The following is a 12,851-nucleotide window of genomic DNA, read 5'->3' as shown; positions in this document are numbered from 1 at the left end:
ACAAGCTCGAAACTGCTCGAACCGAACGGATAGAAGTTAGTGGATCAGCGTCTGCAAACATCGTCGGCACCGCGCGGCATCCGCAGCGGTTCGACCGCGATCGACGGCGTGCTGGTCGCGCTCTCGATCGCCGCCGCCGTGGTCCCGGCGGTGATCGTCGAGCGTGCGCCGCCGATCCGCGTCGCGTCGCGCGTCGTCGCCGGGCAGCGCGGCGCCGCTGGTCCCACCGCCGGGCCGGCGATCCCCCCGCCCCCGGTCGAACCCGCCGAGTTCCGCAACCTGCCGCCCGACGAAGCGCGCGCGTTCAACGCGACGGTGCCGTTCTTCGATGGCCCCAACCCTGCCGCCCGTCCGTTCCGCTTTGCCGGAGACGCCGAGAATCTCGCCCGCGCCACCGACTGCCTCGCCGCCGCCGTGCTGTATGAGGCGGGTGATGACAGCATCGGCCAGCGCGCGGTGGCGCAGGTCGTGCTGAACCGCGTCCGCCATCCCGCCTTTCCCGCCAGCGTGTGCGGCGTGGTGTTCCAGGGATCGGAACGCCGCACGGGTTGCCAGTTCACCTTCACCTGCGACGGCGCACTCGCCCGCCGATATCCCGACATTTTCTGGGAACGCGCGCGCCGGGTCGCGGGCGCGGCGCTGTCGGGCAGCGTCTTCGCGGCCGTAGGCTATGCCACCCATTATCATACCGACTGGGTGGTGCCCTATTGGCAGTCGAGCCTGTCGAAGATCGCCCGGGTCGACACCCACCTGTTCTTCCGCTGGGCCGGATGGTGGGGCACGCCCGGCGCGTTCCGCCAGCGCGCGGCGGGCGAGGAACCGCGCATCCTGCAACTCGCGCCCTATGCGCCGGCGCACAAGCTGCCCGAAGTGCTGGCCATCGAACAGGAAGCGGGATTGCTGACCGGGCGGTTCGCAGCCGGTGCGGGACCGCACCCCAGCAGCGACGATCCGGACACGTTCCTCGTCGCGCTCGATACTGCCGGGCCGCCCGACCAGTGGCCTGCGCTCGCCAGTGCCGCCTGTGGCGACCGGGTGCGGTGCAAATTCCTCGGCTGGCGCGATCGCGCGGCGCTTCCCGCAAAGGCAGCGGCGGCGAGCGAACCGGCGGCGATCGCGGCGATGTCGTTCAGCTATCTGCGCGACCGGGCCCAGCCGCTCGAACGGCTGTTGTGGAATTGCCAGCAGGTGCCGCGCGCGCCGGCCGAATGCATGCGGCGCGCCATCGTCCCGCCCCCGCCGGGACCGCCGCGCACCGAACCCGCCGGCCCGGCGGTGCTCAGCGGAGTACGCCGCGGCGAAGCACCGGCGCCAACGCCCTCACCGCCCGTGCAGTAACGCGCGGGCCAGCGGATAGGCATCCTCGACCGCCAGGTCGGTGATGTCGGGCCGGCCCATGCCCTTGGCCCCGGCGGTATCGACCCGTACCGTCGCGATGCCCAATAGCCGTTGCAGCGGCGAGCGGGTGACCGACACGCTCTGGATACTCCGCAGCGGCACGATCCACGCCTGTTTCGCCAGCACGCCGCGCATCACCTGCAACGTATCGCCGAGGATGGCATAGCGGTGCCGCCGCCGCGCCAGCAGCGCGATCACCACCGGAACCGGCACCAGCAGCAGCGCAACTCCCATCAGCGGAACGAACCAGGTGGCGATGGCGACCCCGACCAGCGGCACTCCGCCCCGCAGCAGCGCGGCACGCACGACATGGCCGAACGCCACCGGCCGCAGCGGTAGCGGATCGAACGCCGGATAGCCCGCCGCCGCCAGCACCCGCGTCACCTCTTCATCCCGCGCAAAAGGCGCGACCTGTTGCCGCCCACCGGCATCGTCGCTGCCGCCCAGCGTCTGCAACCGCAGCCCCGACCAGCCGAAGCGCCCGCTGACCATGCCGCGTTCGATCAGCGCCAATTGTATCCGGCGCAGGCTGACGACGACCTCGGTGCGGGTGGTCAGGCCCCGGACGCGGCGCAGGCGCTCGCCCTCGCGCTCCAGCCGGAACCCATAGTCGATGAAGAAGGTGCGTGCGACCCCGCTGATCGCGCCGATCACCAGCGCGCCGACGACGGCCAGCAGCACGAACAGCGGCGTGGCGAGCGCCCACGCCTCCCGCCCGGCGATCCCGACCCAGCTCCACCAGCCCCTGCCGTCGAGCCCCATCAGGTCGCCCAGCTGGTTGATCGCCGCGAACAACACGCCGACCCACACCAGCGAAAAGCCGAACAGGCCCATCGTCAGCAGCCGCCGCGGGTCCATCGCAAAAAGCACGTCGCGGATCGGCGGCGGGGCGGCGATGGTCGCGGTCGATGCGTCCCGTCCGCGCAGCACCGCGCGCAGCCGCGCGGCCTCGGCCAGCGATACGCTGTCCAGCGACGCCTCGTCCGCCTCGCCGCCGCCGGTTTCGATCCGCACGCGCGCCAGCCCGAAGATGCGCGCCAGCAGCTTCTGGTCGATCGACACGTCCTGGATGCGTTCGAACGGGATCGACCGGCGATTGCGGTGCAGGATGCCGTCGGCGATCACCAGTTCGCCATCGGCGATGCGATAGGTGAACGACCGCCAGCGCAGCCACGTCACCACCCCGGCCCCGACCAGCACCAGCGCGGCGACCCCGGCCATCACCCACAGCCCGCCGCGCGATGCCGCCGCCGACAATGCGACCAACCCCGCGACATTCTGCGGCGCCTTCACCACGATGCGCAGCGCGATGGTGCCGGGATGCAGCCGCCGTGCCGCATCGGGCGCGCCTACCATGGCGATGCCCCGATCGCGGAGCGGATACGGTCGCGGACCCCCTCGGCGGCATCGCGCGACAGGCCGGGCACCGCGACGCGGCTATGGTCGGTACCGGCGGTGTGCAGCACGACCGTCGCGACGCCGCACGCCCGCTCGATCGGGCCCTGCGACACGTCGATATGCTGGACCCGGCCGATCGGCACGATGGTATGCACCCGCATCAGCCAGCCATGGGCGACCTGCAGCTCGCGATCGTCGAGCGCGAAGCCCCAATGGCCGAACTTGCGGCCCGGCGCGACGAAGGTCAGCCACGCCCCGATCGCAAGGGCTGGCACGCCGGCCAGCCCGTTCAGCAATCCCTGATCGGCGAGGATCAGTTCGCCGATCCCCGCGACCGCCAGCACGGCCAGCGCCAGCACCGCCCCGCGCCAGCGCAGGACATTGACGAACCGACGATCGAGGGCGCCAAGCGCGGGGGGTGCATCCATGGCCGGTGTGATAGGGGCACAATACGCCCCGCTCAAGGGAATCCGGCAGGCACAGCCCTATGCTCTTGTGCGCGAGCGCCGGCGGGGCCATAGCGCGCGCAAATATTCTGTGCAGTCGAGGGCAATCCATGAAACTCCGCATCGTCGTGACGCTCAAGAACGGCGTACTCGATCCGCAGGGCAAGGCGATCGAACATGCGCTCGCCTCGCTCGGCTTTGCGGGCGTGGGCGAAGCGCGCGTCGGCAAGCTGATCGAGCTGGACGTCGCCGACGACACCGATGACGAAACGATCGACGCGATGTGCCGCAAGCTGCTGGCCAACACCGTCATCGAAAACTACCGGGTCGAACGGGCATGAAGACGGCGGTCATCGTCTTTCCGGGGTCGAACTGCGACCGCGACATCGCCGTCGCACTCGAAGCCGTCACCGGCACCGCGCCGACGATGGTGTGGCACCGTGACACCGACCTGCCGGACGATATCGGGCTGGTCGCGGTTCCCGGTGGCTTTTCCTATGGCGACTATCTGCGCTCCGGCGCGATCGCCGCCCGTTCGCCCGTGATGCGCGCGGTGGTTGAGGCGGCGGGCCGGGGCCTGCCGGTGCTCGGCATTTGCAACGGGTTCCAGATTCTGACCGAAGCCGGGCTATTGCCCGGCGCGCTGATGCGCAATCGCGGGCTGTCGTTCGTGTGCCGCGACGTCGCGCTGACCGTCGGCGGCACCCGCTCGGCCTTTACCAGCGGCTATCGCGCGGGCGACACGATCAAGGTGCCGGTGGCGCATCACGACGGAAACTACACTGCCGATGACGCGACGCTCGACCGGATCGAGGGCGAGGGCCAGGTCGCGTTCCGCTATGCCGAACCGGTCAACGGGTCGGCGCGCGACATCGCCGGTCTCGTCAACGATGCCGGCAACGTGCTCGGCATGATGCCCCACCCCGAACGCCGCATCGAAGCGGCCCATGGCGGCCGCGACGGCCGCGCCCTGTTCGAAGGGTTGCTGGCAAAGGTCGGCGCCTGACCTCGCTCACCGCGACCGGCGCTCTCCCGCAAAGGGGGAAAAGTCGGTCGCGGTGTCGAACACCTCGACGCCCTCGCGCCGCTTCAGCCAGCCGACCACGGCATAGGTGACCGGCGTCAGCACGACTTCCCACGCGACCTTCATCGCCCAGTTGGTGACCATCACCGTCACTACCTGCCCGGGTGGCCAGACGTAGAGGAAAGCGAGCGGGTAGAAGATCGCGCTGTCGACCGCCTGCCCCACCACCGTCGACCCGATCGTCCGCGTCCACAGTGCGCGCCCCTCGGTCCACACCTTCATCCGGGCGAGGACATAGGCGTTGACGAACTCCCCGGCCCAGAAGGCGGCGATCGAGGCGAAGACGATGCGCGGCACCTGTCCGAACACCGCTTCATAGGCGCCCTGGCCCGTCCAGCCGGCGGCCGGCGGCATCGCGACGACCACCCACGCCATGAACGCCATGAACAGCAGCGCCGCGAACCCGACCCAGATGCAACGCCGCGCCCGGTCATAGCCGTACACCTCGGTCAGCACATCGCCCAGGACATAGGACACCGGAAAGAACAGGATGCCCGCGCCGAACACGAACGGCGTGCCGGCAATGTCCAGCGCCGCGACCTTGCCTGCGCCGATGATGTTCGACAGCAGCAGGATGGTGACGAACGCCGCCATCACCAGATCGAAATGGCGAAACCCGCGCGCCGGAACGGCGCCGGCATCGATACGGTCGAGGGGACGATCGGACGGTTCGTGCATGGATGCGTTATGATAGCGGTTCCGCTTCGCCGCAATGCACGCTAACGAAGCGGCGGGCACCCGTAGCTCAGCTGGATAGAGCAAGGAGCTTCTACCTCCTTGGTCGGGGGTTCGAATCCCTCCGGGTGCGCCATTGCCGCGATGTTATGGCGCAAATGCACCGGACGTCGAGCCGTTGATCCGACGATGGGAATGCCCCGGCTATAAGAGCTGGTCCGCGCCTCCGAACTTCTGCTCCGCGATCTGGGTTCAGCACCTATCAGATAGCTTGCGTGGCCGGGGCGGGCTTGATTCATTGGCGGTGGAGGAGCGCCCGATGGGTGACCTGTTCTGGCTGCCGGACAAGCAGATGCAGCGGATCAAGCCGCATTTTCCGTTGTCGTACGGCGTGCCGCGCGTGGATGATCGGCGGATCATTTTCGTGATCCGCAACAGCCTGCGCTAGCGGCTTACGGTTCGGCGAAGACGATCTGCATCCGCTTCATCCGCTCGCGCCTTTATGGCTGCCGTCGCTCTCGCAGCATCCATCATCTTCTGGATCAATCAATGAGCCATGAGCCTGGTGAGAATCCGCTGCTCAAGCCTATCTGCGACAGATGTTCGAATCATTTGCCCTTCTTGGATTTTACGCCAAGTATTGTAGCTGATTCCAAATTGGGCATGGGACGCTCCGTTGGAAATAGCCCCAGCGCTTTTAATCATGTATTGCACGACGTTCTCGGAAACGTTCCGCATACCATTGCCGGTACCTTCACTCATAATCCCCCCCTACTCAATTCCGGGCCAATCAAGCCCTCGAGAATCGAAGGAAACATCGACCGACTGCATCGCCGACCTTCCCCGTGCATCAGCCAAACCTCTTCATCGCTGGACGTCACGCTTTCCGTCGCGGAAGCTTTGGACTTGTCCGGGATGAAATTGTGAACCATCGCCCGCTACCGAATGCGCCAGTACGCCGAGCGCCAGGCCAGTCTCAGCGATGTCCCGAGCAGAGAAGCCCGACAAGATACCGCTGATGATTCCGGCGACGAAGGCGTCACCCGTTCCAATCCTGTCCACGATGCCAGGAACGTCGACATATTCGGTTCGGACGGCTTCCCGCCGAGTGCACAGATTTGCGCAAAGCGAATGATGGTCCGCACTGAACACCCGACGAGAAGTGGCCGCGAGCATCTTCAAATTGGGATACGCGTCGAATGCAGCAGCTGCGGCCGCTTCGAAGTCGTCGCTCGAAGCGCTGGGCGGGCCGCCCCCGTTGAGGAGCAGTCCGATGTCCCGGTGATCTCCGAACAATAGATCGACGTTGCAGACGATGCGATCGAGGATGCTCCGGGCATCGCCGTCCCAGCGGCTCCAAAGACTACCGCGCCAATTCCCATCGAACGACACGGCGATTCCCCGGTCCGCGGCGGCTTTGGAGGCCGCCACTGTCGCTTCTGCGGAAAGGGGGCCCAGCGCAGGGGTTATTCCCGACAGGTGGAGACGGTCGACCCCTTCGAGTAGATGTTCCCAATCCCAGGATTCCGGACCCGCCGTTGCGAAGGCTGAGTTCTCGCGATCATAAAGAACCTCGGTCCCTCGAACCGACGCGCCCAGCGTCGCATAATATAGTCCGATCCGTTTTCCGCCGAACACGACCCGGCTCACGTCGATGCCGCGGCCACGCAACGCGGAGTACGCCGCCCGCCCCAGATCGTCGTCCGGAAGCCTCGTCGCGATCGCGGCGGAATGGCCCAGGGCGGCCAACTGGCCCGCCACGTTCGCCTCGGCGCCTGCGATGCAGACGTTCAGCATCGGTGACTGGAGCAGGAGTTCTCCGCGTGGCGGTGACAGACGCAGCATCACATCGCCGAAAGCGAGCAGGCTTCCGCCGCTCATCGTGACGACAAGTCGTTCGGGAGCGCCCGTGCGACGCCGGTCTCCAGGCCGCGAAGTTCCGCAAGCCCGCGCATCCGGCCCAGGAGCGAATACCCTGGGGCGCTAGTCCGCGTGAGATCGTCCAGCATCTGGTGGCCGTGATCCGGACGCATCGGGATGCGTCGCCCTTCGCGACGGGAAAGCGCGACGATTTCCAGCATCAGGGACGGCATGTCTGCGTCTCCCTTGAGATGCTCCGCCTCGTGGAACGCCCCGCCCTCCTCTCTCTGCACCGAACGAAGATGAAGGAACCCGATCCTGGAACCGAACCCGCGTAACATTGCCACGAGGTCGTTGTCGGCTCGCGCGCCCAACGATCCGGCGCAGAAGCACAGTCCGTTCGCCGGCTCCGGCACGGCTTCGAACAGACTGGCAAGATCGCTCGCGCTGCTCACCACTCTCGGCAACCCGAACAGGGAGAAGGGCGGATCGTCGGGGTGCACGACCATCCGAATCCCGCAGGACGCGGCAATGGGAGCAACCGCTTCCATGAATGCGTGATGGTTCGCTCGCAGCGCATCGGCGTCGATGCCGTCGTACGTCGCCAACGCCTTGAGGAATCGACTGGAGGTGTAGTGCTCCTCGGCTCCCGGTAGTCCCGCCAGAATGGTGCGCTCGAGGGTCGAACGCTCCTCATCCGTCATGCTCGAGAAGCGTATCGTCGCCCGATCGCGCGTAGCGTCATCATAATCGCCATGGGCGTTCGGTCGTTCGAGGATGAACAGGTCGTAGGCTGCGAGGGCATCCCATTCGAATCTCAGCGCCCTGGCCCCGTCCGGCAGTCGCCACGCGAGGTCCGTCCGGGTCCAATCCAGCAACGGCATGAAGTTGTACGTCACGACCTTGATGCCGCATGCCGCGAGATTGGAAATGCTCGCTACGTAATTCTCGATCAGGCGTGGCCAGTCGGACGATCTCGTCTTGATCCCTTCGTGTACCGGCAGGCTCTCGACCACCGACCATCCCAGGCCTGCCGCCGCAATCCTGTCCTTGTGGGCTTTAATCGCGTCGACGGACCAGACCGCGCCATTGGGCACTTCGTGCAGCGCCGTTACGACCTCTTCTGCGCCGGCCTGCCGAATGCTCGCCAACGAGACCGCGTCGTTTGGTCCGAACCAGCGTAACGCCTGGATCATGCGCGTCGTCGTATCGATCATGTCTTGGAGTTCCGTTTTCGATGAGCAGACGGGTTTCGGGTTGTCGAGCCGGCGGCGGAGTTCCCTGAACCTCGATGTCCCGGCTGCATATGATCCGCCCCTTCCGAGCCCGTGGCGGCATGCTGCGATCCGCCGTTTGGAAGCGGCGGATCGCTGGAGACCCACGCTCTCAGAACGAAGCGATGATGCCAGCGAAGTAGCGCGTGTCGTGAACCGCGGTCAGGAAGGTGCGGGTATCGACACCGCTATATTGCCGCTCGAACTGCTTGGTCAGGTTGGTCGCGTCGAACGTCAGTCGGAACCGGCTGTCGAGATTAATGACAGCCGAAAGGTCGAGCTGACCATATCCGTTCTGGTAGCGCGCTCCCCCCAGTGCGGCGCTATCGACGGAAACCAGGAAGCGGCTGCGATACGAATATGCGGCACGCACCTGAAACAGACTGTTCTCGAAATATCCGACCAGATTGGCCGTGTGCTTGGACAGGTTGACGAGCGGCAGCGTACCGCCCCCAAGCGGGTCCGCGATCGGCGTACGGCTGTCGGCATAGGTGTAGTTCGCGTTGATGCCCAACCCGTCGAACGGCGCCGGCAGGAACCTGAGCGCATGCTGGTAACCCACCTCGACGCCCTGCACCCGACCGCCAGTCCCGTTGTCGGGTCGGCTCAGCTGGAACAGGCCCGATGGATTGACCGCGCTCGGCGGATAGCCGTCGATCGTCGTCGATATGGTCGTGGGAACGATGAACGTACGAAGGTTCTTCTTGAACAATGCGACGTTCAACAGGCTTGCCTGGCCGAAATACCATTCGAGGGAAATATCCGCCTGATCGGCCTGGATCGGATCGAGCGCGGCGTTACCGGACGCGGCCGTAAAGTTGGTCAGTGCGACGGTGATACCGGGCGCCACATCACGAAGCGCCGGTCGTGCGATCGCCTTCGAGGACGCAAGGCGCAGAATGAGCTTGTCCGTGAGATCGAGTGACAGGTTTCCGCTCGGCAGCCAGTTGCCGAAGGTCCGCGTCACTTCGATCGGGGTTATCGAGCTTCCGGTCGCGCTCGTGGCCACGACGTTGCCCGATGCCGTACGCCGCGTGTTGACGTATCGGACACCGACATTGCCCTGGAACGGCACACCGACATCGCCTTCGAAGTTCATCCTGACATAGCCGGCGAGCAAGCGCTGCACGACGCCGCGTTCCGACGCGGGTTGACGTGCCGGCAGCCCCAGACCGACGTCCGCACGCGCCTGAGCCACCGACAGCACGTCACCCGTCAGGAAGTCTCGCGGGAAGTTCCCTCGCGCTTCGGGCAGGAAGCCGCCGCTGAACTGATTGCGATAACTGACGGAAGGCAGTTCATCCAAGGTGATGATGCCGTCCCTGTTCCTGTCCGCGAACGCCAGCAGCGCCGCGGCGGCGGGTGTCGATTGCGGATCGGTCGACCGCAGGGTGATGTCGTCGTAGCGCAGACCTGCCTGCAGGCTTTTAAGGGCACCGTCGCCGAGATCGTACACGGCATCCAGGCGTCCATCATATCCCCGGTTGTTGGACCGGGCCTCGCCATCGAAGACCGAGAACAGCTGGTAGCTGCTCGGATCGTCCTGGTTGAAGTTGGTCCTGAGCGAGTAGTTCGGAAAATTGCGGCCAGCCGCAAAGTCGTAGCTGATGTCGGTCGTGTTGCCGGCTTTGGGCACGATCACGTACGTGAAGGGTGCACCGGTGGACAGTCCCGCCTGGTTCTCCGTGCCGCTACCGGTGCTGTACGACGCATCCGCCGTCAGCTTGAGCGGCCCGGACTCATGCTTGGCAGTAGCGCCGACATTGAACGACTTGAGCAGCGACGGCGCATCGTAGGCGAGTGGACGGGGAGTTATGCCGGTCAGCGTTGCGCCGGTGATTGTACCGTCGGAAGCGACCGTGGTGGAACCACGAACTGCGTTGTTGTTCAGGAGCAGCTGATAGTAGTTCAGGTCGCGCTTCCGGGAAAAGCGGGACCAGGTCGCATCCAGCACGAACTCGTTCTCGTCATCCGGCTTCCACTGGACCGAGCCGTTCAACGTGACGCGGTCATCCTTGCGGCGCTCGATCTGAGACGTGATCCGGTTCGGCCGGTAGAGGTTCCGGTCGGCAACCCCATCACCGTTCCCATCGATCGCATTGGTGCGGACCCAGCCGTTGGTGGTGAGCCCCTCGCTCTGCGAGAACAGGCGTGAGTAGGCGACACCGGCGAGCACGCCGAAGGTGCCATCACCGTTCTGGACCGACGCCAGCCCCGACGACCGAAGCCCCGCCTTCTCGGCCTTGTCCGCATAGACCCCCTGCAATCGGGCCGAATACACGTTGCGGCGCGAATCGAGGGGACGCCTGGTGCGCAGGTTGATGGTCGCACCAATCGCACCTTCGACCTGATCGGCCGACGGCGACTTCGCGACGTCGATCCCGGAGAAGATCTCCGGATTGACGGTTTCAAGCGCCGGCGTAGCGTCCTGCGTAGGCCCGACGAAGGAACGCCCGTTGATCTCGACGCGGTTGAGGGACAGCCCTCGAACCGTGAAACTGCTGCCTTCGCCGTCTTTGCGGGCGATGTTGACGCCGTTCACGCGGCCAATGGCCTCCGCAACGTTCTGATCGGGCAGCCTGCCGATATCCTCGGCGTTGATGGACTCGATGATCGTTCCCGCCGTCCGCTTGCGGTCGAGCGACTTGGCGATCGAGCTCCGGATACCGGTCACGACGATGTCGGACTCCGCGGCCTGAGCGGTGTCCGGCGCGGCCGGAACCTCCTGCACATCGGACGCAGCCGGCTGCTCCGGCCCGGTCTGCGCCGCACTGAGCGGCGCGAGCGCCAAGTGGCCAAGAGCCGCACCGGTATACCAGATTGCTCGCTTCTTCATGAATCCCTCCCAACCTCTTCAATCTTATTTCTCGCTTGTAAAAACGTTTCTCGAAATCTGGCAAGGCGATTCGATCTTCCCGCCAAATATTTTTCATTCCGGGGGTTTTCAATGACGTAAAGCTTGAGGTACGTCCATCAATTGAGAATGATTTTCTTGGGTGAGAAACAATGAGTGCCGATGATGACGGTGTCGCAGCGATCGCGCGGTACAATGTGCCAGCGTTGCAGAAGGGGTTGGACATCCTCGAACTGCTGGCTTCAGCGCCCGCCGGCCTGAACCTGACCGCGATCTCGGCGTCGCTCGGTCGGTCGACCGGCGAACTGTACCGCTTGATCCAGTTTCTGGAAGGCCGGGGTTATATCGAGCGGAGTCCGGGGGACGTCTATTCGCTCTCCATGCAGCTGTTTCATCTGTCTCATGAACACCCACCGCTGCGTTCGCTCGTCGCGCTCGCGGTGCCCTTCATGGAACAGTTCGCATCGGCCGCCGGGCAAAGCTGCCACCTGGGCGTTCTCAGCCGGACGAACGTCACGATCGTGGCGCAGATCGATTCGCCGCTGCCGATCCGGTACTCCGTCCGCCTCGGCGCTCAGTTCCCGGCCTGGGAAACCAGTTCGGGACTGCTTCTCTGCGCGATGCTGAGCGAAGCCGCCCGACGGACGTTCATGACGCAGTTGTCCCGCCTGGTCGACGACGCCGCCATGGCCACCGTCGAGACCAAGATCGCCGAGATTGCCTCGCGGGGTTACGAAGAACGGGCGAGCTTGCGGATCGCCGGCATCGTCAATCTCAGCTTTCCGATCCTCGATCGTAACGATCAGATCGCAGCGGTACTCACCTCGCCCTACCTTCCGCAGCGCGGCAGCCTCGCGAGCCTCGATGACGTGCGCTCGCTCATCGCCGATGCCGCCCTCCGCCTCTCGGCCGCTCTCGGGAACCGTGCCGCACGCCTGTCCCTCAACGAGGATGTCGCCTGATGCCGAACACCGACGAACTCGCCGCCGCCGTGCGGCTCGGCATGACGTTGGCCGACCCGCGTCTCAGCCGCTTCGATCCGCTGCCCCGGATCATCGCGCTGGACGATTTCGATCGCGGACATTGCGGCTGGAGCCAACTGGTCGGAAACTACGAGGGCTCGCTCGATACGATATTGCCGGGGTACCGGGAGCTCAACGGACCGATGCTGTCCAGCATCAGCCACTGGGATGGTGGCACCCACGGCTCGATGGACGGCACCTATGCATTGAAGGTGCCCACCCGTGCCCGCCGGGACTCGCAGGCCGTAGCGATCAAGCGCCTGACCTTCCGGCGCCCCGGGCCCGTTCGCCTCGAATTTTACATGACGTTCAAACCGGAAGCCAGCGAGCTGGCGCTCTCGGACAAGGACGTGAAGTCCGTGGGCTTCCTCCTGGACCTCCAGTCAAGCGACCGTTCGGGGTCCGATGCCGAGCGGGTCATGCCGCACATCCGGTATCTCAACGCCCGCGACGGCGAACTGGTCGGCCAGTGGCAATTCAAGCCGGGTTCGCCGACGATACACGAAATCGGGGACAAGAGCGAAACGGTCAGCCACTTCCATTTGGGGGACGAGGGATGGCGTGACATCCCCGGAGCCGATCAACGGCTGTGCTACAACGAGATCGCGACCAAGGTTAACTGGCACTACGTCAGGTTCGACTTCGATCTCGAAAGCATGACGGCCCTCCGCCTGCAGTGCAATGACCGGGTCTTCGACCTCGACGGTTTCGAGCCCATCCGCATGCCGGCGATGAAGAACCTCTGGTGCATGCTGAACGTCGCCATGTTCGTCGAGACGGCGAGCGACAAGCGCGCGTTCCTGTATCTCGATTCCGTCTGCCTGTCGGGGGACTTCTGAC

Annotated in this window: 11 protein-coding genes, 1 tRNA gene and 1 pseudogene; 7 read left to right on the top strand and 6 right to left on the bottom strand. The window is 65.3% G+C overall.

Features of this window, described 5'->3' with window-relative positions:
* Nucleotides 1–39: 39 nt before the first annotated feature.
* Nucleotides 40–1,338, top strand: a complete 1,299-nt coding sequence (locus ASE67_RS15525) for a cell wall hydrolase (protein ID WP_156348643.1) — start codon at nt 40–42, stop codon at nt 1,336–1,338.
* Here the strand turns inward: ASE67_RS15525 and ASE67_RS15520 are convergent.
* Both ASE67_RS15520 and ASE67_RS15515 read right to left on the bottom strand, forming a co-directional pair.
* Nucleotides 1,321–2,754, bottom strand: coding sequence for a PH domain-containing protein (locus ASE67_RS15520; RefSeq protein ID WP_055763446.1), 1,434 nt, complete (start codon nt 2,752–2,754; stop codon nt 1,321–1,323). The genes ASE67_RS15525 and ASE67_RS15520 overlap by 18 nt on opposite strands.
* The gene (locus ASE67_RS15515; RefSeq protein WP_055763444.1) at nt 2,748–3,224 is read right to left on the bottom strand and encodes a PH domain-containing protein; all 477 of its coding nucleotides are present in this window, start codon (nt 3,222–3,224) and stop codon (nt 2,748–2,750) included. Before ASE67_RS15515 ends, ASE67_RS15520 begins: the two co-directional genes overlap by 7 nt.
* A gap of 128 nt (nt 3,225–3,352) precedes the next feature.
* On the opposite strand from ASE67_RS15515, the gene purS reads away from it, so the two are divergent.
* Together purS and purQ are read left to right on the top strand one after the other, a co-directional pair.
* Nucleotides 3,353–3,583 (top strand): phosphoribosylformylglycinamidine synthase subunit PurS, encoded by a 231-nt coding sequence (purS, locus tag ASE67_RS15510; RefSeq protein ID WP_055763443.1) that lies wholly within the window; start codon nt 3,353–3,355, stop codon nt 3,581–3,583.
* Nucleotides 3,580–4,248, top strand: coding sequence for a phosphoribosylformylglycinamidine synthase subunit PurQ (gene purQ, locus ASE67_RS15505; protein ID WP_055763440.1), 669 nt, complete (start codon nt 3,580–3,582; stop codon nt 4,246–4,248). Before purS ends, purQ begins: the two co-directional genes overlap by 4 nt.
* 6 nt (nt 4,249–4,254) lie before the next feature.
* Here the strand turns inward: purQ and ASE67_RS15500 are convergent, their stop codons facing one another.
* Nucleotides 4,255–5,004, bottom strand: coding sequence for a queuosine precursor transporter (locus ASE67_RS15500; protein ID WP_055763438.1), 750 nt, complete (start codon nt 5,002–5,004; stop codon nt 4,255–4,257).
* A gap of 56 nt (nt 5,005–5,060) precedes the next feature.
* Here ASE67_RS15500 and ASE67_RS15495 point away from each other — a divergent pair.
* Together ASE67_RS15495 and ASE67_RS18650 are read left to right on the top strand one after the other, a co-directional pair.
* Nucleotides 5,061–5,137: transfer RNA gene (locus ASE67_RS15495), tRNA-Arg, on the top strand.
* Nucleotides 5,138–5,320: 183 nt separating this feature from the next.
* Nucleotides 5,321–5,446, top strand: a pseudogene (locus tag ASE67_RS18650) (IS5/IS1182 family transposase); the annotation flags it as partial.
* A 419-nt stretch (nt 5,447–5,865) separates the two neighbouring features.
* Here ASE67_RS18650 and ASE67_RS15490 read toward each other — a convergent pair.
* The 3 genes from ASE67_RS15490 to ASE67_RS15480 all read right to left on the bottom strand — a co-directional run bounded on the left by ASE67_RS15490 (nt 5,866) and on the right by ASE67_RS15480 (nt 10,971).
* Nucleotides 5,866–6,882 (bottom strand): sugar kinase, encoded by a 1,017-nt coding sequence (locus ASE67_RS15490; RefSeq protein WP_055763436.1) that lies wholly within the window; start codon nt 6,880–6,882, stop codon nt 5,866–5,868.
* Nucleotides 6,879–8,078, bottom strand: a complete 1,200-nt coding sequence (uxuA, locus tag ASE67_RS15485) for a mannonate dehydratase (protein WP_235511936.1) — start codon at nt 8,076–8,078, stop codon at nt 6,879–6,881. Before uxuA ends, ASE67_RS15490 begins: the two co-directional genes overlap by 4 nt.
* 169 nt (nt 8,079–8,247) lie before the next feature.
* Nucleotides 8,248–10,971, bottom strand: coding sequence for a TonB-dependent receptor (locus ASE67_RS15480; RefSeq protein ID WP_082457183.1), 2,724 nt, complete (start codon nt 10,969–10,971; stop codon nt 8,248–8,250).
* Nucleotides 10,972–11,141: 170 nt separating this feature from the next.
* Between ASE67_RS15480 and ASE67_RS15475 the strand changes: the two genes are divergently transcribed.
* Complete coding sequence (locus tag ASE67_RS15475) at nt 11,142–11,951, top strand: IclR family transcriptional regulator (RefSeq protein WP_055763432.1); 810 nt, start codon at nt 11,142–11,144, stop codon at nt 11,949–11,951.
* Nucleotides 11,951–12,850: a DUF6772 family protein gene (locus tag ASE67_RS15470; RefSeq protein WP_200909312.1), complete on the top strand. Its 900-nt coding sequence runs from the start codon at nt 11,951–11,953 to the stop codon at nt 12,848–12,850. The genes ASE67_RS15475 and ASE67_RS15470 overlap by 1 nt, the downstream gene beginning before the upstream one ends.
* Nucleotide 12,851: the final 1 nt, after the last annotated feature.

It is taken from the genome of Sphingomonas sp. Leaf23, assembly GCF_001421585.1.
In the GTDB taxonomy this organism is placed as follows: domain Bacteria; phylum Pseudomonadota; class Alphaproteobacteria; order Sphingomonadales; family Sphingomonadaceae; genus Sphingomonas.
Note: the sequence above shows the minus strand (reverse complement) of the source record. Positions and strands in the feature narration are given on the sequence as shown.